Source organism: Nonlabens xiamenensis (genome assembly GCF_003865345.1).
Lineage (GTDB): Bacteria > Bacteroidota > Bacteroidia > Flavobacteriales > Flavobacteriaceae > Nonlabens > Nonlabens xiamenensis.
In genome coordinates this window covers 415,038-440,379 of the sequence record NZ_RMVE01000001.1, presented here as the reverse complement: position 1 = coordinate 440,379, position 25,342 = coordinate 415,038, and the positions used below count along the sequence as shown (strand labels likewise).

Below are 25,342 nucleotides of genomic sequence, written 5' to 3'. Positions count from 1 at the left end.
CTTTCGCGAAAGCGATAACAACCAGCTCTTAAAAAATTGACTTATGGTTAAGATAGGAGATATAGAATTACCTGACTTCCCCCTCTTACTGGCTCCTATGGAGGATGTAAGTGACCCACCATTTAGAACGCTTTGCAAGGAAAACGGAGCTGATGTGGTATATACGGAGTTTATCTCCAGTGAAGGATTGATCCGTGACGCTGCCAAAAGTACCATGAAACTTGACATTTATGAGACCGAGCGTCCAGTGGGGATTCAGATATTTGGTGCCAACCTGGATTCCATGTTACAATCTGTGGAAATCGTAGAGCGTACCCGCCCAGATATAATTGATATCAATTTTGGTTGTCCAGTAAAAAAGGTAGTGTCTAAAGGTGCCGGCGCTGGTATCCTGAAGGATATTGATCTGATGGTATCCTTGACCGAGGCCATGGTGAAACACACTTCCTTACCCATTACAGTAAAAACGAGATTAGGCTGGGATGATGATTCCATTAAAATCGTTGAGGTGGCAGAACGGCTGCAAGACGTGGGTATCAAAGCCATTTCTATTCATGGCCGTACCCGCGCACAAATGTATAAGGGAAATGCCAAGTGGGGACCCATCGCCGAGGTGAAGAACAATCCGCGTATGCATATTCCAGTTTTCGGAAATGGAGACGTAAGCACACCAGAACTAGCCATGAAAATGCGTGATGAGTATGGTCTGGATGGAGCGATGATTGGTCGCGCTAGTATAGGTTATCCATGGTTTTTTAGAGAGGTAAAGCATTTTTTTGAAACTTGTACTCACCTGGCACCGCCAACCATGGCAGAGCGTGTAGAAGTAGCCAGACGTCATTTACAAATGTCTATAGACTGGAAGGGGGAGAAACTGGGTGTTTTTGAAACCAGAAGACATTACACCAATTATTTTAAAGGCATACCTAATTTTAAGGAATACCGCATGAAAATGGTGACCAGCGACGATGCCCAAGGCGTTTTTGAAGCGTTTGATGAGGTACTGGAAAAGTTTGGCGATTACAGCTTTGCCTGAGCCAACAGTCTATCGTTGATCCTGCGCGAACCAATATAGCTGGCAATGATGCCCAAAATGGCAATGGTAGCCAGTGAAATCACGATGTTCCAAAAGCGCATGGCAAAAGGGTAAGGTAGTCCAGGAGCTATATAGATCAAATCATAAGCGAGTTGAAGCCATACAAATATTACGCCCAACATCAATCCTATAAATCCGCCGGCCAGGGTCATCAGACTGCCTTGAATAAAAAAGATGCCTCTTAGCGAACTCACAGTGGCGCCCAGATCCAACAGTGTTTTTAAGTTTTTCTTCTTGTCCAAAATCATCATGATGATGGAGCCTACCACATTGAACAAAGCAATGACCAATACCAAGGTAAAAATCAGGTAAACCACTAGATTTTCAGAATTGAGCATTTTATAAAGCGCATCGTTCATCTGGAATTTGTCCTTGATAACTACGGGTTCGTCAAAGGTATCAGCTATCAAACGACGCAACTTTTCAGGGTTTGTCCCAGGCGCTGTCTTGATTTCAATGGCACTGGCTTGATCCGGTTCCATGTTGAGCAGTTCCCTGGCCGCCTCCAGGCGGGTAAAAATGTATTTCCCATCCAGGTTTTCATTGACCCTAAACGTACCTGTTGGAATGGCTTCCAGGGTAGAGAACGAACTCGACAAGTTCAGTGCGGTGATCGCTCCTTTACCTGGTTTGGGAACCATGATCTGCATATAGCTACCGTAATCGCTGACTACCACAGAGAGCCTAGAGGCTAGTAAACCACCCACCACAACCTGGGCATTGCTTTTGGACAACCAGCTACCGTAATCAATAATGGAATCTACAGCGATGATTTGATCATAGTTATCGGGTACACCTTTGATATAGGCGATGTCGTTTTTTTGGTTGTAGTTAAGAAATGCTTTTTCTTCAATTACAGCACAAACGACTTGTACGCCTGGAATAGATTCTAGTTGTTGCTTTCGCGAAAGCGGAATTTCCAAGGTTTTTCCTGCCGCTGGGGTAATTTTGAAATCCGGATCAAAATAACCAGAGAATTGGGTGCTAAAGTCCTTAAGGCCCGAAAATCCTGAAAGGACGATAAAAAGTGCTGCTGTGCCTACCACGGTGATGATAAAACTCAGAATATTGATAATGTTGATGGCGTTTTTGCCATTTTTGGACACCAGATATCTGCGGGCTATGTAAAAGGAAAAATTCACTAAGATTTTTTGCGTCTGGGCAATATATCTGGATTCTCGATAGGGTTATTCTCACCTTTGAGTTCGCGATCTATCTGGTCCATATACTCCAGAGAGTCGTCATTAAAAAACTGTAATTCAGGCATCCTACGGAACTGGTGGCGTACCTTACTGGCGACTTCATATCTTATTTCATCTCCCATGTCGACAATTTCCTGAACCACAACCTTGGCCTTGTCGGCTGGAAAAACTGACAAAAACACCTTGGCATAACCCAGGTCTGGTGTTACGCTGACCTTGGTCACCGAGACGATCAGGTTTTTAACTGCATTCTTGCGCAGTACTTCCTGAATAACGGTTGACAGGTCTTCCTGAAGGATACCAGCGATTTTTTTCTGTCTGTTGCTTTCTTCCATAGTACAAAGGTAATAGGTTCTCCCTGAAATTGTTGTGCATCTCCCTCCATATCTCTGGCGATAAACTTATTTTTTGGTAGTAGCCCCTTATTTTTGTGTCTAAAGAAAAAATCATGTTTGGAAAAATCGAGCATTTGGGAATCGCCGTAAGAAGTTTGGAAGAGGCCAATAAAACCTACACCCAATTATTGGGCTGTGCACCCTACAAAACTGAATCTGTGGAAAGTGAGGCGGTCGACACCAGTTTCTTTAAAACGGGAGAAAACAAGATCGAACTTTTGGCGGCCTCTGGTGAGGATAGTGCCATTGCCAAATTTATCGATAAAAAGGGAGAAGGTATTCACCATATAGCTTTTGCCGTGAATGATATCCATGCAGAGCTGAAGCGATTGGAGGAGGAAGGTTTTCAAATTTTAAACAAAGAGCCCAAACGTGGAGCCGACAACAAATGGGTGGCGTTTGTACATCCCAGGGATAGTCATGGTGTGCTGGTAGAATTGTGCCAAGAAATAGAGGAATAGTTTGCGAGAACACTTTAAAAATGTAAATTTGCAGACTTTTTAGATAAGATCTTGTCGCCGACAAATCTTATGGGGCCTATAACTCAGCTGGTTAGAGTATCTGACTCATAATCAGAAAGTCCCTGGTTCGAGCCCAGGTGGGCCCACGATAGTGAGAGCAAGCCATTCAGGAAACTGAGTGGCTTTCTTGTTTTAGGGCTGCGTCAACATTGCGTCAATCTATATCTTTTCAACAACGGCATTTTCAATGAGCAATTTCGAAAGACCTTTTGAAGATGATATTTTTTGTCCCAATGAGTCTGGTGATATCTCTATCTCGAAGGTCTATAAACTATTCACAGGAGCCAATAAATCATCTTACATCGATTCTTTCCTAGACAGGAATGAGAATGCCTTCACTTTTGCTGAAGGTGTCTCAAAAGCCATCAATGGTGATTCAGATTATCGTTGGTTTTTAAGTTAGATGATGGGGAGCATGGTCTCCCCATTAACTTGTATAAAGACTTTTTAGTCTATTTTTGCAAAAAATATTTTGTTTTTACCTAACTTGCTTACAGCAAAATATTTTGCTGTAAGCAAGTTAGGCTAAACTTAATTAATTCTGAATTTATGTATCTGGCACAAGTAATTAAAAATGACGATGTTAAATCTGATTTTTATATCAACATTTTTGAAGATATAGTCAAAAATCATGACTCTTCTTTTAAAGTATTAGTTGATGATGCTATTTTGGAGGCTATTAATGTAGCTAAAGGGACTGCGGACATTTATTCAATTAACAACAATCGTTATTTTTTAGTAACAACTCTTTTGGAAAGATTTAAATTTAGATTGACGGAGCTTAATAGTAGTCAAAACATACCTGATGAAGTTTATCCTGAGATTTTAAATCTATTGAAATAGTTCAATGGATTACAAAACTATTGAACTAAATTTATGTCAATTAGAGGAGTCTTTCGCTAAAAGTAGAAGTAATATTTATAGTGATTTTAGGAAAGAAGAACACTTCCAGGAACTGTATGCTCTTTTTCAAAAAATCAAAGAAAATGATTATCAGAAATTTGATGAACAAGAAATTCTTAACCATAATTACTTATTAAATGTTATTTTTAAAAGTTTAGAATATCTTGATAACAGCACTTTAAATGTTACGCCTTATGAAATAATAAGTTGTTTAGAATTTGCATTGAATGATTGGATTAAAGATGATGATTTTATAATTGTTACCTCGCTATCAAATAAAAAAACTGATTTTTATCTTGAGACTACTTTGAGTGAAGAGTCTTTTGAATTATTAAACCAATTCATCAACAATAAGTATGGATTAAAAATTTCAAAGAAACTCATTCAAATATCTCTCCCAAAAATCTTGTCTCGAGATTATTTATCTAGTGTTGTCTTATATCATGAGCTTGGACATTTTGTTGATAATCAACTTAATATTAGCAAAAAAATGCTCCTTAAAAAATACTCTATCAATCAACCTAATGATGATGAAACAAGTAGATACTTGAATCATACAATGGAATATTTTGCAGATTTATTTGCTGCTCAATATGTTAATAATTCATCTAACACTTATTTGGGTTATATAGCTCCTGAACATCCTGATTCGCAAACACATCCAGCGACCAGAAGTCGTATTAATGTGTCATTAGATTTTTTAAATTCAAAAAGCATAGAGATTGTAGACGAATTTAACAAGCTTTTACATTTATCCTCTTTACCTCTATTGGAAATAAGGCATTCAAAAATCGATATCAGTTATTGTAATTTAACAAAACTATATCCCCAAAATTTCGAAGATGTTTCAGAACTGCACTACATATTTCAATTGGGGTGGGATATTTGGGAAGATGCAGAAAATAATTTTCTTAAAGAGTTTTCTTCACGACAACGATATAACATAGTAAATAATCTCATTGAAAAATCTATTTCAAATTATGTGGTTCAGAAAAACTGGGAAGACGCAAATGAATAGTAATTCAAAAACAGGGTTACTAATTAAAGATGAAATTTTAGATTTACTTGAAAAAAAAGAACTCATCATTGAGCCCCTACTTGAAATAGACCAAGTAGGAGAAATAACGGTAGATTTAAGAATAGGTACAGATTTTTTGTCTTTACAACAAGGTAGAAATGCATTTATAGACACAACTACAAATAATATTAAATCAAGGCCAATAAAGAGTCATTATACCCAAACTAGAAGAAAAATAGGAGAGTATTTTTTGTTTCACCCTAATCAACCTGTGTTATTTTCCACTTTGGAATATTTAAAGCTACCTCCTAATATTTACGCGGATTTGAATCTAAGAAGTTCCTTTGGAAGATTAGGTTTAGGTTTAAGCACTATTATCCAACCGGGTTATTGTGGTTGTGCTTCAGTAGAAATAACAAACAGAGGTAATACACCAATTAGAGTTTTGTCAGGAACCAGAATGGTACAAATAAGGTTTTATAAATTGGATTCAAATTCAGAGTATTTTAATAAAGTAAGAAAATATACTTGCCAAGTAAGACCTGTACCATCAAAAGCTAATGAAGATAGTGAATTGGTAAAGCTAAAAAGTATGAAGTCCAAGTAGTACATACTAAAATGGCTCCTTATATATCTTCTCTTTAATCAAATTAAAAGTCAATCATAGTATGAGAGATTTCGTAATTATGATTCTGGAAATATTTTTGTATTTCAAGTATCTTGTTTAATCTATCTACTTAAGCCAATAATTCATCTTACATCGATTATCCCTAATACAGGAATTGAGTGCCTCCGCTTTTCTAGATATTATCTATAAAGCCATTCATTTTGACTTAGATTAACATTGGTTTTTAAGATAGATGATGCCCACCTCGAAAGGAGTGGATTTTAAACAAATCCAAGATTACTTAAACGATAACTCATTGCTAAACCACTAACTTCATAAAGCGATGCAAGTTCATAAATTAATTTTTCGTCAGTTAAATTAGGGTTATCATTGTAAACGGCTTTCACGTCTTCAAATAGATTTTGTTCTGGCATTAACAAAGCAGCCGCAAATGCATTTGCTTCACGTTCTCTTCTAAATTCTCTTTGAGAGAAATCTTGCTTTCTGAACATTACTTTCATATTTTTTTTGTCCACGAACATTTTTTGGTCAACATCTACATCTTTAGAATGAAGGCGATAATGAGCTATTTCATGAGCTATACTAAAGCGTTGTCTTTCAGGACCTTCTAGATTACTTACCCCAATAATTGGGTCATTATCATCTAACAATAGAACGCCAGAAACTTCACTACCTAAATCAGTCACCTTGACCTTAATACCTAGTTTTTCCGCGATTTCTCTAACTTTTATAGGTATAGAATTAATACCCTGCTCCTCAAGCAGAGCATATGCTGCATTGTAAACTCTACGCATGATTTCTTATTTTAAGGTTGTAAATAATCTCAAACGCTCAACTGATTCAGAACTTAAATTATGTCTCGAAGCATTGAATTGAACTGTCCTCTCAAATTTTGAACTCATTTTTTTAGGTTCATTTGTTGGAGGTAGTAATTCCTGTATTCCCTTTGAGTAAAGTTCGGCAAATTTCCATAGAAGATAAATATTTACTTTTTGTCTACCTTTTTCGATGTTAATAACTGAAGCTCTTGTAAGACCTATTTTGTTTGCTACCTCTTCTTGACTTAATCCAGACTTCAATCTGCTTTCGTATAGTTTTTCTGATAATATGCTGAAAAACTGATCTTTATCAATGTGGCTTAACTCATTCATATGTATAAAAATACGATTTTTTTTGTTATAACGATAATAATTTTCATTTATTTTACATGTTGATATAAAATTTTTCAACTATTGTATTTTTACCTATCTTTACACCGATAATTAAAAATGAAAATATGTAATAGGTATATAAAAGAAAAAGCCCGACCTGGGTCGAGCATTTATTTGTAGGACAGTATTATTACTGCTTTTTAGTCTCTGCAAAGATACTACTCTCCTGTAAATCATGCAAGCGTTGCTCTAATGGTCAAAAACGGAACCAAACTGCTTTAATTTTTAGCTTTTTCTCCTTACAATCCACGGTTAAGGGTCGTGAACAGAGCACATTAACAAAATGCTTCTTTTTGAAGCATAAGCTATTAACGTCAAAAAAATAATATTATGACAAAGCTAAATAACAATTGCAATTTAAAAGATTGCTACTATAAAGGAGAGAAGCCTATAATTGCTTTTGAGTATACCTTTAATATCAATGACAAAGAGTTCAAAACTAGAGACCAAGTTATATTGGGTGAAACTTTACATTCTATGAATGGAAGTAGTTCAGATACTCACTTTATTTATAAGGTTATCGAAATAGGGAAAGTCCAAGTCGGACCAAAGACCAAAATCAATCTTACCGAATGTGGTATAGAAAGGTTTATAATTCTTCCCTTTGAACAAGAGGTTTTAGATATTGAAGATTGCTATTGCGAAGGTTCACAGCCTTATATTACATTCAAGTATCGATTCAAGGTTAACAGAATTAAGTATGAAACACTTCTGGAAAAATTAACCAGAGAGCAGATTATTGAGTTCACAGGTAAGGACCCTGCCAAAAGCAGGTTGAGAATTGTTAAAAATGGTAAACCTACTATTGTAGAGAAAGGTGAAATCATTGACCTAACAGAAAAAGGTGTTGAGAGATTTATTCTTGAACCACTAGACTGTACTGAGGGATTTGTCGCGAAGGATTGTCTGCATCGATTAACTCATGAAGATGAACTCTTCCTGAACCATCTGCCTAATAAGGTAGATTTTATCAGTGAGCGTAATCTGGACTGGGTTATTTTACGCAATTTTGAGTTACCCGATGGGTATAATCATAAAGTTGCAGACGTAGCAATAATGATTCACCCGCAATATCCCGTAAGTCAATTAGACATGATTTACTTTTCTCCTTGCTTGCAAAGAGCCGATGGTAAACACATCGGAGCTTTGACTAATCGCTCTTTGGAAGGTAAGACTTATCAACAATGGTCAAGGCATCGTAACGCTGCAAATAAGTGGGATCCTAACGTTGATAATGTTGAGTCTCACTTAGACTTAATGATGGCTAATCTTGAATTAGAATTTAAAAAAAGGTAGTAAGGTTATGCATATTAAAATTACAGAAAATATGCATGAAGAGCTTTGGAACCATCTCCATGGTGGAGATGGTTTGGAAGCTATTTCATTTGCATTATGCGGAAGAGCAGATGACGTTTTTTTAGTTCATCAAATCTATAATATTGATTATGAAAAATGTAAGCGCACAGAGGATAGGGTTCACTGGAAAACATCAGATATAGAAGAGATATTAGTAAAGTGTAAAGAAGAAGACTTTAGCATTATCAAATTTCATTCTCATTTTATTGAGGACTCAAAGTTTTCAGAATACGATGATATTTCAGATAAAAACTTTTGTGAATCAGCTTTTGGATGGAATTTAAAGTTAGATAAACACGCTAGTGTGATTATGTATCCTTCAGGTAAAATGAAAGGAAGAGTTATTTCTCCAGACCTTGAGTTTAAGAGTGTAAAGAAATTCTCAATTATAGGTTCTGATGTGGTTATACAAGATCCTGAATTGTTTATTAACAAAACTTTAGCTTTTGACAGAAATGTCAAAGCTTTTGGTAAAAAGACAACAAGTCTACTCAATAATTTGAAGATTGGTGTGATAGGATGCTCAGGGACAGGAAGTCCTACGATAGAACAACTAGTTAGATTAGGAGTAGAAGAGTTAATACTGGTTGATCCAGATGATTTAGGTGTTGAAAATATGAATAGAATCTATGGTTCAAAGTTGGATGATGCCGTTTCTGGAAAACCTAAAGTTGAAGTCCTAAAAAAGCATATAGCTGCGATAGGTTTAAATACCAAAATTTCGGTCTTCAAATCAGAGTTTCAAAATGATAAAAACGCTTGGACAGAATTAAAATCCTGTGATTTCATATTTGGATGCATGGATTCTGTTTTAGGTAGGCATTCTCTTAATTTATTTTGCAATGCATATCTAATACCTTTTATAGACATTGGGGTAAGTTTAATTTCAGATGGCAAAGGTGAAATTGATTCTATAACTGGAAACATTCATTATTTATATCCAGGCTCTTTCTCTTTATTAGAAAGAGGGGTCTACACTAGTGAACTTTTAGAGTCAGAATCTATTGAAAAACAATCTCCCGAAGAATATAAAGAACGTCAACGTTATTTTAAAAATGCTGATGAGCCTAGTCCAGCTGTAATAAGTGTAAATACTTTGTGTTCCTCTTATGGGGTCAATGAGTTTTTGTCTCGTCTACATCCTTATAGAAATCGCAATAATAAACATTTTGATGCAACAGTAATTAATCTGTCTGAATTTAATATTTCATCAACCAAAGTTGGTAACTCCAACTTAAATCATTTGTTAAAATTGATAGGTTTAGGGGATTTGGCTAAAATTCACGTAGGTAATGTTTAGATTGCTCAAGACTCTCATAGGTCTGTTTTTTTCATGGATTAGTTCATTTGGTTATAAGGGCAAACCAGATACGAAAGAAATAGTTGATAATGGTTATCAGCTATTAAGCTCTAATGAAATCCCTCTAGATATCGACCCTAAAATTATATATGTGGAAGGCAACTCTAAAATACTTGGGAACAATTGGTATGCTCATTTTATTTGCCCTTGCGGGTGTGAGGAAAGAATTATGCTCAATTTATTGGAGGATGTAAGTCCTTCATGGAGCTTAACGATTAATAAGGATAAAACTAGCTTCTCTATATATCCTTCTATTTGGAGAACTAATAATTGTAAAAGTCATTTTTGGATTAAGGATGGTAAGGTTTTATGGGTTTAGTTTAATTGAGGTGGCTACAAAATCTTAACCACCTCTATTATATTCTTAGCCGTGTAACAATCCTATACCTCTTTGGTTAGAAATACCACGAACCAATTCTATCTGACTCTCCCGATAGCTATCGGGACAGAAATTACCTTTTTTTCAGCTGTTGAGGTAAATCAAGGCATCGCATGATTTATATTGATGTGGGCTTGCAACAAGAATTATGTGGATGCCAAGGTTCTTAATTTTAGAATTTATTGAGGAATGCTAATTATAGGAGTCAATGCCTAAGACCTACTCACATCTGCTCCCTCAGTTCGCGCATCTGTCGTTCTAGGATAGCCAATTTATCTTCAAATTGATCAGTATACTCAGGAATACGTCTAAAGAATACATAACGTATACGCCACATTTCCCTAACTTCCTTTTTTTGAACGCAAATGTCTTCGATGTTTTTGTGATCTGCACGCAGGATCAATCCCTTGTCGGTCACATAGAGTCGTCTGAGAATCAAGGCATCTCCAGTTAACACCAATACGATGGTCCCATTGTTTAGTTTTTTGATCACTGGGGAAGGTACCCACTCGCCCACGACCACATCTTTGGGGTACAAGCCTTTGTCATGAGAGGTCATTTCTAAATTGGTCACCGTATATCCCATGAATTTTTTCTCCGTATTTAAAGGGAGCTGTAGTTTAGGGAGGTCCTCCAAAAAGGCTGGATTATTAAAATACTCCAGGTAATCTGCGCTTGTCTTTTCTGTAATACAAGGAATTTCAGCAAATTCCTCGCGTTCCAGATCTTCTGGGGTCAAGGTGAGCCGATCATTGAATCTGAGGAGTTGGTTCACGGTCAGTTCGGCGGTGAGGATGTCATCGATCGCAATGCTAAAATAATTAGCAATCTTGATTATCGTATCAATTTTAGGTTCGCTACGACCTTCTTCATAAGCGCCCAAAGTCCCTCGTTTTAAGTCAAATAGGTCGGCAAATGCTTGTTGGCTGAGGTTCTTTACACCCCTTATCTTTTTGATATTTTTTCCAAAAAACGACATAAATTGCTAATAAAATTTGCAGAATTAAAAAATATGTGTATCTTTACACTAACAATATTAGCTAATTCAATTGGATTAGACTAATTTGTTGAGCAATCTTTCCCGATTAGCCAACCAACCATTCGGGAAAGTTTTGTCTCAAAGCTTGGAAGAAATGATATCAGCAGCCTATGACAGACTTCTGATTTTCATCGCTTTTTAAATTACGTCAAAGGGCCATTGACATAATTACTTAATGTATGGGTTGACCTCCCATCTTATGTTGAACCTAAACCAAAAAACTATGACACCAGCAATTATTTATATCGTAGAAACCATGATCCATATCATGGTGGGATAGCCTTCATTTTTTCGTAATATTAAACCGATCAAAAACTGCCTATGAATAACTACTTTAATACGATCAAGGATTTTCTTCAGGAACTCAACTATGACATCACCCGTGAAAACCCAACCAACGGGATTCTCGTGATAGAAAAAGAGTCGGCCGGAGTCAAAAACCTCATCTTAGGAATTGCACCGCCCATATTGATTATGGAGCAGTATATCTTTAAGATCAACAATAAGAACGAGGAGGTTTTCAAAAGCTTACTCCAAAAGAACCGAGACATCATCCACGGTGCATTTGTGCTGGATGAAAGTGGTTCCAAAGTGATCTTTAGGGATACTTTGCAAATTGAGAATATCGACCTCAACGAATTGGAAGGCACATTGAATAGCCTGAGCTTGCTGCTCAGTGAGTATTCAGATCAAATCATCAAATTTTCAAAATATTAAATACCAACACCATGAATATATTTAAACGACTTTTTAAAATCGGACAGGCTGAGGCCAATGCCGCTGTAGATAATATGGAAGACCCCATCAAAATGACTGAACAGGGCATCCGTGACATGAAAGAAGACCTTAATAAAAGTGTCGAGGCCATGGCCCAGGTCAAAGCATTGGCCATCCGATCAAAAAATGATCGAGATGAGTTTGAGGCTAAAGCCAAAGACTATGAAAGCAAAGCCATTTTGATCCTGAAAAAGGCGCATTCTGGTGATATGGAATCTGCCGAAGCTGATCGTTTGGCCAAGGAAGCTTTGGCCAAGAAAGAGACGGCCGAAAAGAATAGGCAACGCGCTCAGGATGAAACCCAAAAGTTTGAAGCCAATGTGGAACAACTCAAATCCACCATCGAACGTATCAAAGCCAATATATCCAATTGGGAAAATGAGTTGAAAACACTCAAAGCCAGGGTTAAAGTAAGTGACGCTACTAAAAACGTCAACAAACAAATGGCAGAATTGGACAGTGCCGGTACTGTGAGTATGCTGGAGCGTATGAAGGAAAAAGTCGCCCAGGATGAAGCCCTGGCCGAAGCTTATGGTGATCTTGCCAAAAACAAGACCAGTATTGACGAAGAAATTGATGCAGCAGCAGATACCCAAGAAGCCAAAGTCGAGGACGATCTTGCTGCACTCAAAGAAAAACTAGGCATTGATAAAAACGACGCCTAAAAATCTGTAGGTTTCAGCAGCCTTTTCATGTTTGTGTAAAGCTTGCTTCTCCTATTCAATCAAAAAAAAGCATCCCGATGGGAACAGTATTTCCAGCGGGATGTATATTGCCCACAAACTATAACCTATAACACCAACCTCCATTGGACAACTACCTCAACATATTATTTTCTGAAGTCAACCTGACCCTAACGGTCTTGTTGATCATTCTTATCCTGTACTGGATATTTACCATGATCAGTGGGATTGATTTTGATCTGGATGTAGATGTAGATATCGATGTGGATGTGGATGCAGATGTTGATCTGGATTCAGGTATAGAAGGGGGTAATCTTGACTTTCAGGATGTGGCCAATGCTGAAGTAGACCGGGAACACGTAGTCAATAAAGGCACCAGAAAACTCAAATGGTGGCAGATCGTATTGATCTACTTCAACTTTGTAGGGCTGCCATTTATGTTCACCTTTACCTTTTGGATATTCCTATGGTGGTTCATCAGTGTCATTACCACTACTGTTACAGGTACTTATGACCTGAGCATCGGTTATGCCATAGTGCTGATCAGTTTGATCCCCTCCCTGATTTTAACCAAGATCTGTACAACGCCCTTCAAATCCTTTTTTAAACACTTGAATAAGGACGGCGATCGTGCTGTAGATTTTATCGGTAGGGAAGCCTTACTCTTGTCCACTATTTCAGGAACGAAATTGGGCAATGCCGAAGTGATGGCTGATGGGAATAGTATGAGCATTTATGTCAAATCTTTGGACGGATCAGAATTGCGCTTTCGCGAAAGCGTACTTATCATCAAGGCCGCAGATGACAAGAGCTATTATTATGTCAGTAAGATCTAAAATTGTGGTTCCCAATTTTGGGACGCACTTATCAATTAAATAAATCAACCTTAAAACAAATAAACAACAAGCATGGATATTTTATCAATTATCGTTACAGGAGTCGGCATACTTCTGTTCCTTATCATCGTTTACTTTGCGATTATCGCAATGTTCTACAAAAAAGTCCACCAGGGACAAGCACTGGTGCGTACTGGTTTTGGCGGGACCAAAGTCGCCACCGACAAAGGACTTTATGTAGTTCCTGTCTTCCATCGGGTAGAAACCATGGACATATCAGTCAAAAAGATTCAGATCGAGCGTATGGGTGTGGAAGGACTGATCTGTAAGGACAATATGCGGGCTGATATCAAGGTAGCCTTCTTTGTGCGCGTCAATAATGAGGTCGAATTCATTAAAAAAGTTGCCCAGACCATTGGCGTACAGAGAGCTTCGCGCATTGAGACCCTGGAAGACCTGTTTGAAGCCAAGTTTTCTGAAGCACTCAAGACCGTGGGGAAAAAGTTTCAATTCATTGATCTTTATGAAGCCCGTCGAGAATTCCGCGATGAGATTGTAGACATCATCGGAACCGATCTGAACGGTTATACCCTGGAGGATTGTGCAATTGACTTTTTGGAGCAAACCAGCGTGGAGCACCTTAAGCCAGATAATATTTTGGATGCAGAGGGTATCAAGAAAATCACCGACCTCACTGCAGCACAAAATATCAAAGCCAATCTGATCAAGCGCGATGAAGAAAAGACCATCCGCAAACAGGATGTTGAGGCCCGTGAAGCTATTTTGGAACTGGACAAGCAACTGGCCGAAAAAGAAGAACAGCAAAAACGCGAGATCTCTAACATTAAATCCCGTGAAGAGGCAGAAACACTGAAGGTAGCCGAAGAAGAGCGCCTTAAATCAGAAACGGCCCGTATTGCTACCGAAGAAAAAGTGAAGGTAGCTGAAGAAAATATGCAACGCCAAATCATCGTGGCCGAAAAGAACAAGCAACGTACCGATGCCGTTGAGACCGAAAGGGTAGAAAAGGATCGATTGCTCGAAATGACCGAACGTGAAAGAGTAGTAACCCTAGCTCAGATCGAGAAGGAAAAGGTAGTTGAAGTCGAGAAAAAGAATATTCAGGACGTCATCAGAGATCGAGTAGTGCTTGAAAAAGGAGTGGTTGAGGAGCAGGAAAACATGAAGGATATTGAGGCTTTCAAAACTGCAGATCGTGCCAAGCAGGTAGCGATTACCAATGCAGAAGCAAAAGCACAGGACGACTTGATCAAGGTTACCAAAGCTGCCGAGGCCTCCAAACAAGCTGCCATTCAAAAAGCAGAAGAGATCAATATAGAAGCATTGGCGCATAAAGAAGCCAGTGAAAAAGAGGCAGAAGCACGTAAAATCCTGGCCGAGGCACAAGCCAAGGAAGAAGCTACCGTAGGACTTTCTGAAGCACAAGTAATGCATGCCAAAGCTGAGGCCAGCGAGCGTCAGGGAATAGTAGATGCCTTAATTATCCAGAAAAAGGCCGAGGCTGAGGCCAGTGGTATTAGTGCCAAAGCAGAAGCCAAACGCAAAGACGGATTGGCTGAAGCTGAAGTAATCAAAGAAAAAGCCCTTGCAGATGCTGCAGGAATTGAAGAGAAGGCTGAAGCGATGAAGAAACTTGACGGAGTTGGTAAAGACCACGAAGAGTTCAAGCTACGTCTGGACAAAGAACTTCAAGTAGATTTGGCTCAAATCAACATCCAAAAAGATATTGCCGATGCACAAGCACAGGTGATAGGTGATGCTTTGAAAGCTGCCAAGATTGATATCGTGGGTGGTGAGACCATGTTCTTTGAACAAATAATCGGTCAAATCACTAAAGCCAAAGGCTATGATAGACTTGTAAGCCATTCTGAAACAGTGACTGAAGTAAAGGATGCCATTTTAGGCAGCGAAGATGTCAAGGGTAATTTACTGGACAAAGTAAAGGAGTTTACAGACAAGTATAACATCAGCTCTGAGGATATTAAGAACCTCACCATCGCCAATCTGTTGAGCAATCTACAGAATAAGTCTAATGACGGCGATGAGCAAAATATGCTGAGCAACTTGATGAACTTGGCCAAGGGAATGGGATTGAGTAATAAGAAGTTGGGGAATATATAGCACCATTTCTGGGGCGCTCCACTCTTCTTTCCCAGGAAAGAAAAGTGTCGGGCTAGGAGTTTATGCTGAGCATAGACGACGTACTATATCTTTTGAATACCTCACAGGTTTCAACCACCTGTGAGGTCTCAAAAGGATGCCGCTGTTATCCCTAGAGCGCGCGAACTTTATAAACTACATACCATCAACTACGATTCTACTTTCAATGGCAGAAAACCAACATAAAGACACTACTCAACTAGACTCAGGAACTTACGAGATCATCCAGAGCCGTTTGCTCAAGCAGAAAAATGATCTACAGCAACGTTTGTCAGTGCTCAATGCGGAGCGTACAAAGGTATTTGGTTCGCTGGAAACACGCTTGATTGCCAATGATCGTGTCAATACAGAGAACAATTGCATTGCCAGAGATATCGTATCCTTTGGAAAGACGAGCTTATTTGGTTATAACGTGCATTTTGGTTTGCGCACAGAGATCCAACTCAGCGATGTGTTTAGTGTGTATGAATTTGATCGATCAGAAGGTGAAGCTGGTGAATTGCGCTTTCGCGAAAGCGAGAGTGGCCTTGACTTGATTCAGGATCCCCTCTTTTTGACGGATTTCCAGAACCTTTACAAATATTACCGCAACACCATTTTTTCAAAATTTGCGGTTATGGGCAATTATTTGCACATGGTGTTTCAGCTCAGCGATTCGGTAACCGATATCAAGACTTTTAAATGGCTGATCAACGATGGCAAGCTCAATTATGTGGACAATAGAAGCGAGCACGAATTTAGGTTTCCATCGCAATACGGGTTTGAGTGGAAGGAAGCAGGCCGCGATAATCAGCGCTACGGGACGCATGCCCATGTGTCAATTTTGGACAAAGTTTTTGTTGAAACCATCGGCGGTGATCTGACCATCAAGGTAGAAGACAATACGGAAGACGGACAAGGGATCTACCGGGAAGATGTGGAGCACCGGGACCAAACACTTGACGATGGGCAATACCGCTATGCCGATCTAGGGAACTTGGTGATCATGGAGATCAAACCTTTTCAGGAAAATACCAGGTATTTTGTTTATAACCACAAGATCAAGCAAGTAGAAAAAATCGATAGCCTGTCTCAAGCAGCAGTCCTGTTACCTGACGACCAGGGAATTATCTTTCCCAGTGGGTATTACCTGCAAACCGGCGCTTACAATGTATTTCCTACGGATGTAGGTACGTTGAAATACCAGCAAAAGATTGCTTCGCCCAATGGTGAAGACCACATGTATATATTTTATAACCCTGAAGAAGGTTTATACGTGTTGATGTCCTACAATGTGATTGACCAAGAGGTCAAGACCCCGATTGTATGTAATGGTTTTACCATTTTGGACAAGGGCGAACTCTGCTATTTCAGAACAGAGGATGAGCAAACCAAACACCATATGATTCAGATCTGGCAGACCCCCTATTTAAAGGGAGACATCATGCCTTCTGAACATCAGGATACCTTGCTCTATAAGATTGGGAACAAGGATATCGTCAAAGCCATGGCAGAGGCCAACGAGTTAATTACCCTGCTCAATAAAGAAGATAGTTATGAAGGTTTGTACGATGATATCGCTAAATCTTCCAAAGACATCCTAGACGCCTATTACTGGATACCAGAAAAAGAGGCGCAAGAACTCAATTTACCTTTAAAAGAAATCAATAAAGCCGCCAATGCTGCTATTGACGAGTTTGAAAAGGTAAAACAATTGCGCCGCCAGGCAGAAAAGCAAACCAAAGACATTGCTGCGAAAGCCAAAGCACTTTTTGATAAGGTCAAGAGTACTTCTTTTAAAAGCATCAACGATTTTGTACAGTTATTGACCCAGTTGCGCAGTCTACGTGGGGAAGTCATAGGTCTTTATGAGATCCGTTATGTCAACGATGATTTCATCAAAGACCTGGAGGAGCAAATCGTCACCCAAAATGAAACTATTTCTCGGCGTGCGGTTACTTTTTTACTGGATGATAAGGCCTTGGCGCCCTATCAAGACTTAGTTGAAGAAAAGAAAGCGGCCTTAGAAAACACGGGTAAAGTCATCGAGATTAAGGCATTGGAAAAAGAGGTCAACCAGATCGCCGAAGATCTTGAATTGCTGATTGAAATTGTTTCCAATCTGGACATTGAAGACACCTCACATTCTACCAAAATCATAGAAAGCATTTCTTTGATCTTTGCTACGATTAATCAGGTCAAAGCCGCCATCAAAAACAAGATCAAGAGCGTTGGAAAGAAGGAGGCACAAGCTGATTTTGCCGCACAGCTCAAACTGATCGACCAAAGTATCATCAACTATCTGGATATTGCGGATACACCAGAAAAATGCGATGAATACCTGACCAAGATCTCTATCCAACTGGAAGAACTGGAGGGGAAATTTGCTGATTATGAAACCTATATCACCGAAATTATTGAAAAACGGGAGGAGGTTTACGCCGCATTTGACAACAGGAAAAACAACCTGGTAGAGGCGCGCAACAAAAAGGCTATTGCCTTGCAGAATGCCGCCCAACGTATTCTGAAAGGTGCGCAAAAACGCTCGCAATCATTGGGCAGTATCACCGAGATCAACGCCTATTTTGCCAGTGATTTGATGATCAATAAGGTACGTGATATCATCAAATCTCTCAAGGAACTAGGTGATGGAGGTAAGGCAGAATCCATTGAAACGGCCATGAAGGTGGCTCGTGAGGATGCTTTGCGCAAACTCAAAGATAAAAACGAACTCTACGAAGACGGCGACAGCGTCATCAAACTAGGAAAACACAGGTTTGGAGTCAACAAACAACAACTGGACTTGACCATCGTCAATAAGAGCGACCAACTTTTTTACCATTTGACCGGAACTGATTTCTACCAAGAGCTACAACACGAATTGCTGTTGCAGTCAAAACCGCTTTGGGACCAGGAATTGGTATCAGAAAATGCTCAGGTTTATCGCGCTGAATATTTGGCCTATTCCCTGTTTGAATCGACTGGACGGGAAGACCTGATCAAATTAAGTCAGGAGTCCTTGCTGGAAAAAGTACGGGAGGTTGCCAGCGGAAATTATTCTGGTGGTTATGTCAAAGGTGTTCATGACCACGATGCGGCCTTGATACTATCTGCGTTGTTGCATAAGCACCAGGATCTGGGATTATTGGTGTATACTGCCACCATACGGGCCCAGGCGCAATTTTTCTGGAACGCCATCAATGCCAATCAGCAAAAGTCCTTGGACCGTTTGATAAAAAATGCTGGAGAGGTGTTGGAAGTTTTTCCCAACAGTAGCGAGTACCATGTGATCATTGATGAATTGCAGCAGGAAATGTTGGATTGGAAGCCACAAATGAGAGAAGAAGCGGCTCGGAATATGGCGACCTATTTGCTGGAAGAACTGAAGGACAATAACCATTTTACTGTCAGCGGACCTGCCCTTGAACTCAAAGATGCCTTTGAGAGAAAGATGAAGGAACAAAACGCTGATCTTAAATTCAAACATGGCCTGGAAGCCTGTGATACAGAAGCTGGAAAGGTAGAACTGGCTCGTCAATGGGTGGCCGCTTTCGCGAAAGCCAATGCTACTGGCATCACACAAGAGTACATTGATGAGGCCGTTGCCATTATCCTTTACGCTGAACTTATTGCCACCGATGTCCTTGCTATCCAACCGTATGAAAAGATAGATGGCTGTAAAGGATCCCACGCCTTGATCGAAGATGGTGTATATCATTTTGATTACCATGAATTTATGAATCGATTGGGTGATTTTGCTCGCGTGCAGGTTCCTGCGTATGAAAGCTTCAGGAAAGCCAAGCACCAAGTCACGGAAGATTTGAAGGAACAATTGCGACTGGAAGAGTTCAAGCCGAGAGTGCTCAGCTCATTCGTTCGCAATAAATTGATTGATCAAGTGTACTTCCCTTTGATTGGAGATAACCTGGCCAAGCAATTAGGTACTGTGGGAGATAACAAACGCACCGACCGCATGGGATTGCTCTTGCTGATTTCTCCGCCAGGATACGGTAAAACGACTTTGATGGAGTATGTGGCCAACCGTTTGGGTCTTATATTTATGAAGATTAATGGTCCGGCCATTGGGCATGATATCACTTCGGTAGATCCCGAAGCAGCGGGAAATGCAGCCACCCGTGAAGAGCTTAAAAAATTGAACTTGGCCTTTGAGATGGGAGACAATGTGATGTTGTACCTGGATGATATACAGCATTGCCATCCAGAGTTCCTACAAAAATTTATCAGCCTGTCTGATGGAACCAGAAAAATTGAAGGTGTGTTCAACGGTAAGCCAAAAACTTATGACCTGCGCAGTAAGAAATTTTGCGTTATTATGGCTGGAAACCCCTACACGGAAAGCGGAGAGAAATTCCAGATTCCGGACATGTTGGCCAACCGTGCCGATATTTATAACCTGGGGGACATCATTGGCGATACGTCACATTTGTTTGAACTTAGCTTAATCGAGAACGCATTGACCAGCAATCCTGTATTGCAGGAGCTGTCCAATAAACATTTTGATGATGTTTATACCTTGATTGATCGGGTACAGCGATCCGGAGTAGACCAAAAAGCTGTTCCGTTGGAGGACACTCAATTGAAAGGGAATCACAGCACACAAGAGATAGCAGACTATATGGCTGTATTACAAAAAGTCATTAAGGTGAGAGATACGGTGTTGAAAGTGAATCAGGCCTATATTCAAAGTGCAGGTATGGAGGATGCCTATCGAACCGAGCCCAGCTTTAAACTACAAGGTTCTTATCGAGATATGAACAAGCTGGTGGCCAAGGTTGTACCTATCATGGATGATGCTGAATTGCAAATTTTGCTGTTGGCACATTATGAAAGCGAATCCCAAACCTTGACCAGTGCTGCTGAGGCCAATTTATTAAAGTTCAAGGAGATATTGGGGGTGATCAGTCCGTCAGAACAAAAGCGATGGACAGAAATGAAAGAGATTTTTGCTAAAAATAACAAGTTGAACAGTATGGGTGGCCAAAATCAAATGGCACAAATGCTAGGGCAAATAATGGAATTTACCGATCATCTGGAAGGCATTAAGCAGGTCTTACAGAAAGGGCTTTCAAAGGAATAGACGGGTATTTATCGTCATTGGAGAACCATAATTTACGATGGAACTTTCTTTAAGAAACAAAAAAACCCGATTCTATTAGAATCGGGTTTTGTAGTCTTGTCAATTAAAGCGCTAAGAATCCAAGCCTTTTTTATCTTCTGAATTTTTGGATGAATTATCATCGTCTTTAGAAGCATCCTTGAATTCTTTGATACCACCACCCAGGCCGCGCATCAATTCTGGAATCTTTTTTCCTCCAAAAAGCAGCAATACCACCACTACGATCAACGTAATGCTCAAAGCGCCAGGCATGGCCAAACCAATATTTGCAAACATCATTTACTTATTTTAAGAGGATACAAAGATACGATTTGCCTTTCAACCAGGCGATCAATAGGTGTTAATCTTTCATCACTTTGAAAATCAGCAGTATACTGGTTAAACCTAGAACCAGTAAACACCTGAATGCTCACTTACTATGTGTAACGTCACAAACTATTTATATTTGTGAACCTTCTAATTGTATATGGCCAAGAAGAAAAAGCAGCGTAAACAACCCAGTAAATGGACCCACCATTATCGCATGGTGGTATTAAATGACGATACCTTTGAAGAGCGGTTTAGCCTCAAATTGACCCGCCTGAACGTATTTATTGTCACATTTGTAAGCGCAATTTTATTAATTGCAGCCACAACCATCCTTATCGCCTTTACTCCGATCAGAGAATATATCCCAGGTTATTCTGACGTAGGCTTGAGAAAGCAAACCATACAACTCGAGCAGGAAACAGATTCCCTAAAACAGCAACTGGCAGCCAATGAAACTCATTACCAACGTATAAAAATGGTTTTAAGTGGAGATATTACTCCAGAGGAATATGCCCGTATCGACAGCGTGGCCAAAATTGAAACAAGTGAGGCTACCCCAGATTTAACGCCCATTCCAGAGGACAGTCTCCTGCGTAAAGAGGTATCCAGAGAAGATCGCTATAGCTTGATTGCAGGAGCAAAGGCACGAACGAATTTTGTATTCTTCCCACCTCTTCAAGGGGATATTTCAGAAAACTATAATGCCGAAGACAAGCATTTTGCCGTCGATGTAGTGGCAAAAACTGGTACTCCAATCAAGGCAGCTGCCGACGGAACCGTGGTTTTTGCCAGTTGGAGTGCGGAAACTGGTTATACCATGTTGATCGAGCATGCTTATGGTCTAATTACTGTGTACAAACATTGTGGATCACTGTTAAAGGAGCAGAATGACCAGGTCTTGGCAGGTGAGGTAATCGCCAGTGTAGGCAATACAGGAGAGCTGACTACAGGTCCACATTTACACTTTGAATTGTGGAGTGATGGTTACCCCTTGGATCCTACGAATTTTATCCAGTTCCAATGACTTCTCTAAAATCCATTGGTGCCAAAATATTTGCAGCCATAGTCGCCAAAAAGACGGCCAAATGGGCGAATCGACCTGTTCAGACCCAACAAAAGGTATTTCGGGAACTGGTGCAAACGGCAGGTAATACCGCTTTCGCGAAAGCGCATGATTTTGCCAACATTAAAAGCCACCAAGATTTTGTGCAAAGAGTGCCCATCCGCGACTATGAAGAGCTGCGGCCCTATGTGGATCGGGTAGTGGCTGGGGAGTCTGATATCTTATGGCCAGGACAACCGCTCTACTTTGCCAAAACATCTGGGACGACAAGTGGTGCAAAATATATTCCTATCACCAAGGCATCCATGCCAGAGCATGTTAAAGCAGCTCGCAATGCGATCTTAAGCTATATTCACGAGACTGGGAATAGTGCTTTTGTAGATGGAAAGATGATATTTCTCCAGGGAAGTCCCGAAATGTCTGAAAAGAACGGAATCAAATTGGGTAGACTCAGTGGAATAGTAGCGCATTACGTACCTAACTATCTGCAGAAAAACAGAATGCCCTCTTGGCAAACCAATTGTATTGAGGACTGGGAAACAAAAGTAGAGGCGGTGATTGATGAGACACTACCAGAGCGCATGACGGTGATCTCTGGAATTCCGAGTTGGGTCCAGATGTACTTTGAACGTATTGTTCAGCGCACAGGAAAAAAGGTGGGTGAGGTTTTTCCAGATTTTGAATTGTTCATTTATGGCGGCGTAAATTTTGAGCCTTATCGTTCCAAATTTCGGCAATTGATTGGTCGGGAAGTGGACAGTATAGAATTGTTCCCTGCCAGTGAAGGCTTTTTTGCCTATCAGGATCGTCAGGATGAAAAAGGCATGTTGCTTTTATTAGATGCGGGCATCTTTTATGAGTTTATTCCGGCTGATCGGTTTTATGAGGAAGACCCGCCCAGATTGAGTATCGGAGAGGTAGAGTTGGGGAAGAATTATGTCATGATTATCTCCACCAATGCCGGACTTTGGGCTTATAATATCGGCGATACTATTGCTTTTACAAGTCTTGAGCCCTATCGGGTTGTAGTTACTGGTAGGATCAAACACTATATCAGTGCCAGTGGCGAACACGTGATCGGTAAGGAGGTAGAAGAAGCCATGAAAGCCGCCGCTTCTGCCCATGGGTTAGTGATTAATGAATTCACTGTGGCGCCACAACTAGAGCCAGCAGTTGGCGAACTCCCTTTCCATGAATGGTTTGTGGAAATGGAAGAAGTTGCTCAGGATAAATTGGCCCAATTCAGTTCCAGCCTTGATCTAGAAATGCGACAGCAAAATGCGTATTACGACGACCTGATCACCGGTAAAGTGCTCCAACCTTTAAAATTGCGGGTGTTACCAGCTGGGAGTTTCCAAAAATATATGAAGACCATCGGCAAACTGGGTGGCCAAAATAAGTTGCCCAGACTTTCCAATGACCGTAAGATTGCTGAGGTATTGGAACAATTGACCCAACAGAGTAACTTCTAGTATTCCAGCCTGCATAATTGCTATCTTTGTGGGGAAAAATTGCCTATGCCCATTATCAACGTAGCGCCTCGCACAAGAGCCCAGGAAAGTACCAATGCCATTGAGCGCATGTATATTACCATGCGACACTTATTTAACCGTGGTTTTTATAAACCTATGGGAGTAAGCGGTGAGTCATTGAGGGAATCCCTGTTGACCTTGCGACCTGAAATTTATGGAAGTATTGGGGAGAATAAAACCGAATTAAACGGGTTGCTTTATATCATGGATCGTCTGCCGGTGGGAATTGAAGAATGTACCTATATCAATCTGACCAGTGATGAGGGCTATGAAGGATCCCATTTTAAACCTATTATACCATCCAAGCGCCGCCGCAACTGCTATCGTATTGACGAAGAGCAAATGAATATTGAGGTTACCAGAGGTCGTTCAGAAATTTACGACATTCTCACCCATCTGACCTTCCTGATGATCGAGTCCCATAAAATCATGAAAAATGTGATTGTGGGAGACAATGGCAATACCACCAGAGATTGGAAATGTCTGGAAGATGCTGTTTCCAAAAAGAAATTAAGCCAGGAAGAAAAAGAAGTAGCCATTACCCATGTGGCCAATATCTTGGGAAGAACCTTTGATGAAGTCAAGTCGGTGTATCCAAAATTTGCCACATCAGCCAATCCCAACAGGTTTCTCAGTATCATTTACCACTTGGGAAGATTGGCACGTCGGGAAATCATGGACGAACAAAAACGATTGGTCACTTTTTCACCGGTTTTAAGGGAGCGTCTGGGGCATCACATCCACGGTGACCGTTGGGCTCTACGCATCAAAAAATTCCTGAGTGAAAAAGATTTGCTGGATCGTCCACTACATATCATCAGTGCCAACCTACACAGTGTGATGAATTCGCTATACGGTCCCAAAGCCTTGGCATCTCAAATGGCCAAAAAAAGCAGGATGGAGGTTTTTGCCGAGTTGAGTAATGACAGTGGTAAAAGGAACCGGGACCTGATTAAAAAGTATGCGTTATCTCATGGCATGTACGAGTTGCCGGATCAAAGCGGGACAAACATTGATGTACAGATTTTTGATACGGGTGCCAGTGACTTTCAACAAGTGGACTTTGTGGATGACCGCTTTCGCGAAAGCGAGAACAGTAAAAAACCCGTACTGATCGTGATGGATTATGCTTTTGGTGAACAAGCCTATGAAACTATGGATGAGTTGCTGAAACCTTTTACAGACGAGGAACACTTCAATATCTCCATGAATGTTAAGTCTATCAATATCATGGGTAAAGCCGGAATATTGGAAGGTGACAAAGGGGACATTATGATACCTGATGCCCACGTATTTGAAGGAACAGCAGATAATTATCCGTTTAAAAACCAACTTACCAAAAAGGACTTGGCTTGTGAAGATATCAATGTGGTTTCTGGGTCTATGGTTACTGTGTTAGGCACATCACTACAAAACAAAGACCTGCTGGAGTTTTTCTATCACTCGAGTTGGAATGTCATCGGTCTTGAGATGGAAGGAGCACACTACCAGAAAGCCATTCAAGCAGCCTCCCGTGTGCGTCGTAGTATCCATAAAAAAGTAAAGCTTAGGTATGCTTATTATGCCAGTGATAATCCTTTGAAAACCGGACACACTTTGGCCAGTGGAGGTTTAGGTCTGATTGGTGTAAAACCAGTATACGTGATTACCGAAAAGATCCTGGAGCAAATTGTCGATCGATTTTTAAAGCAGCAAGAATAATTAAGTCCCCATATACGGCGTTTAGGCTTTACAAGA

At 40.1% G+C, this 25,342-nt stretch carries 23 protein-coding genes and 1 tRNA gene; 18 read left to right on the top strand and 6 right to left on the bottom strand.

The window, feature by feature from the left end:
- The first annotated feature begins 43 nt into the window (after positions 1–43).
- Complete coding sequence (dusB, locus tag EGM47_RS02070; RefSeq protein WP_124979104.1) at positions 44–1,036, top strand: tRNA dihydrouridine synthase DusB; 993 nt, start codon at positions 44–46, stop codon at positions 1,034–1,036.
- Here dusB and EGM47_RS02065 read toward each other — a convergent pair.
- Both EGM47_RS02065 and rbfA read right to left on the bottom strand, forming a co-directional pair.
- Positions 1,021–2,238, bottom strand: coding sequence for an ABC transporter permease (locus tag EGM47_RS02065; protein ID WP_124979103.1), 1,218 nt, complete (start codon positions 2,236–2,238; stop codon positions 1,021–1,023). The genes dusB and EGM47_RS02065 overlap by 16 nt on opposite strands.
- Complete coding sequence (gene rbfA, locus EGM47_RS02060; RefSeq protein WP_124979102.1) at positions 2,238–2,633, bottom strand: 30S ribosome-binding factor RbfA; 396 nt, start codon at positions 2,631–2,633, stop codon at positions 2,238–2,240. The genes EGM47_RS02065 and rbfA overlap by 1 nt, the downstream gene beginning before the upstream one ends.
- Before the next feature lie 113 nt (positions 2,634–2,746).
- On the opposite strand from rbfA, the gene mce reads away from it, so the two are divergent.
- The 6 genes from mce to dcd all read left to right on the top strand — a co-directional run bounded on the left by mce (position 2,747) and on the right by dcd (position 5,742).
- Positions 2,747–3,154 (top strand): methylmalonyl-CoA epimerase, encoded by a 408-nt coding sequence (mce, locus tag EGM47_RS02055; protein WP_124979101.1) that lies wholly within the window; start codon positions 2,747–2,749, stop codon positions 3,152–3,154.
- A 72-nt stretch (positions 3,155–3,226) separates the two neighbouring features.
- A tRNA-Ile gene (locus EGM47_RS02050) sits at positions 3,227–3,300 on the top strand.
- 101 nt (positions 3,301–3,401) lie between these two features.
- A complete protein-coding gene (locus EGM47_RS02045; protein WP_124979100.1) occupies positions 3,402–3,617 on the top strand; it encodes a DUF3871 family protein in 216 nt (71 codons plus the stop codon).
- Between the two features lie 146 nt (positions 3,618–3,763).
- Complete coding sequence (locus EGM47_RS02040; protein ID WP_124979099.1) at positions 3,764–4,057, top strand: hypothetical protein; 294 nt, start codon at positions 3,764–3,766, stop codon at positions 4,055–4,057.
- Between the two features lie 4 nt (positions 4,058–4,061).
- Complete coding sequence (locus tag EGM47_RS02035) at positions 4,062–5,135, top strand: M48 family metalloprotease (RefSeq protein ID WP_124979098.1); 1,074 nt, start codon at positions 4,062–4,064, stop codon at positions 5,133–5,135.
- A complete protein-coding gene (dcd, locus tag EGM47_RS02030; protein ID WP_164510805.1) occupies positions 5,128–5,742 on the top strand; it encodes a dCTP deaminase in 615 nt (204 codons plus the stop codon). Before EGM47_RS02035 ends, dcd begins: the two co-directional genes overlap by 8 nt.
- 281 nt (positions 5,743–6,023) lie before the next feature.
- On the opposite strand, the gene EGM47_RS02025 is transcribed toward dcd, so the two are convergent.
- Positions 6,024–6,557: an ImmA/IrrE family metallo-endopeptidase gene (locus tag EGM47_RS02025; protein ID WP_124979096.1), complete on the bottom strand. Its 534-nt coding sequence runs from the start codon at positions 6,555–6,557 to the stop codon at positions 6,024–6,026.
- Between the two features lie 6 nt (positions 6,558–6,563).
- A complete protein-coding gene (locus EGM47_RS02020) occupies positions 6,564–6,992 on the bottom strand; it encodes a helix-turn-helix transcriptional regulator (protein WP_124979095.1) in 429 nt (142 codons plus the stop codon).
- A 312-nt stretch (positions 6,993–7,304) separates the two neighbouring features.
- Here EGM47_RS02020 and EGM47_RS02015 point away from each other — a divergent pair, with 312 nt between their 5' ends.
- Genes EGM47_RS02015 through EGM47_RS02005 form a run of 3 tightly spaced genes read left to right on the top strand, consistent with a single transcriptional unit; the run spans position 7,305 to position 10,009 of the window.
- Positions 7,305–8,270, top strand: coding sequence for an E2/UBC family protein (locus EGM47_RS02015; protein ID WP_124979094.1), 966 nt, complete (start codon positions 7,305–7,307; stop codon positions 8,268–8,270).
- A 7-nt stretch (positions 8,271–8,277) separates the two neighbouring features.
- The gene (locus EGM47_RS02010; RefSeq protein WP_124979093.1) at positions 8,278–9,630 is read left to right on the top strand and encodes a HesA/MoeB/ThiF family protein; all 1,353 of its coding nucleotides are present in this window, start codon (positions 8,278–8,280) and stop codon (positions 9,628–9,630) included.
- Entirely contained in the window at positions 9,623–10,009 is a 387-nt protein-coding gene (locus EGM47_RS02005) for a DUF6527 family protein (RefSeq protein ID WP_124979092.1), read from the top strand. The genes EGM47_RS02010 and EGM47_RS02005 overlap by 8 nt, the downstream gene beginning before the upstream one ends.
- A gap of 283 nt (positions 10,010–10,292) precedes the next feature.
- On the opposite strand, the gene EGM47_RS02000 is transcribed toward EGM47_RS02005, so the two are convergent.
- Positions 10,293–11,048, bottom strand: a complete 756-nt coding sequence (locus EGM47_RS02000; protein WP_124979091.1) for a helix-turn-helix domain-containing protein — start codon at positions 11,046–11,048, stop codon at positions 10,293–10,295.
- Positions 11,049–11,429: 381 nt separating this feature from the next.
- Here EGM47_RS02000 and EGM47_RS01995 point away from each other — a divergent pair, with 381 nt between their 5' ends.
- From EGM47_RS01995 to EGM47_RS01975, 5 genes are all read left to right on the top strand, one after another.
- Positions 11,430–11,825, top strand: coding sequence for a type III secretion system chaperone family protein (locus EGM47_RS01995; protein ID WP_124979090.1), 396 nt, complete (start codon positions 11,430–11,432; stop codon positions 11,823–11,825).
- 11 nt (positions 11,826–11,836) lie between these two features.
- Positions 11,837–12,550: a PspA/IM30 family protein gene (locus EGM47_RS01990; RefSeq protein ID WP_124979089.1), complete on the top strand. Its 714-nt coding sequence runs from the start codon at positions 11,837–11,839 to the stop codon at positions 12,548–12,550.
- A 143-nt stretch (positions 12,551–12,693) separates the two neighbouring features.
- Positions 12,694–13,404, top strand: a complete 711-nt coding sequence (locus EGM47_RS01985) for a hypothetical protein (protein WP_124979088.1) — start codon at positions 12,694–12,696, stop codon at positions 13,402–13,404.
- 72 nt (positions 13,405–13,476) lie between these two features.
- Positions 13,477–15,546, top strand: coding sequence for a flotillin family protein (locus EGM47_RS01980; RefSeq protein WP_124979087.1), 2,070 nt, complete (start codon positions 13,477–13,479; stop codon positions 15,544–15,546).
- Positions 15,547–15,751: 205 nt separating this feature from the next.
- Positions 15,752–20,662: a DNA repair ATPase gene (locus EGM47_RS01975; protein ID WP_124979086.1), complete on the top strand. Its 4,911-nt coding sequence runs from the start codon at positions 15,752–15,754 to the stop codon at positions 20,660–20,662.
- A gap of 111 nt (positions 20,663–20,773) precedes the next feature.
- Here EGM47_RS01975 and EGM47_RS01970 read toward each other — a convergent pair whose 3' ends face one another.
- Positions 20,774–20,980, bottom strand: coding sequence for a Sec-independent protein translocase subunit TatA/TatB (locus EGM47_RS01970; protein ID WP_124979085.1), 207 nt, complete (start codon positions 20,978–20,980; stop codon positions 20,774–20,776).
- Between the two features lie 187 nt (positions 20,981–21,167).
- Between EGM47_RS01970 and EGM47_RS01965 the strand changes: the two genes are divergently transcribed.
- The 3 genes from EGM47_RS01965 to EGM47_RS01955 are packed head-to-tail and all read left to right on the top strand — an operon-like array spanning position 21,168 to position 25,306.
- Positions 21,168–22,034 (top strand): M23 family metallopeptidase, encoded by an 867-nt coding sequence (locus tag EGM47_RS01965; protein WP_124979084.1) that lies wholly within the window; start codon positions 21,168–21,170, stop codon positions 22,032–22,034.
- Complete coding sequence (locus EGM47_RS01960) at positions 22,031–23,545, top strand: GH3 auxin-responsive promoter family protein (RefSeq protein WP_124979083.1); 1,515 nt, start codon at positions 22,031–22,033, stop codon at positions 23,543–23,545. The genes EGM47_RS01965 and EGM47_RS01960 overlap by 4 nt, the downstream gene beginning before the upstream one ends.
- Before the next feature lie 45 nt (positions 23,546–23,590).
- On the top strand, positions 23,591–25,306 hold the full coding sequence (locus EGM47_RS01955; protein ID WP_124979082.1) for a DUF6909 family protein: 1,716 nt from the start codon (positions 23,591–23,593) through the stop codon (positions 25,304–25,306).
- The last annotated feature ends 36 nt before the right edge of the window (positions 25,307–25,342 follow it).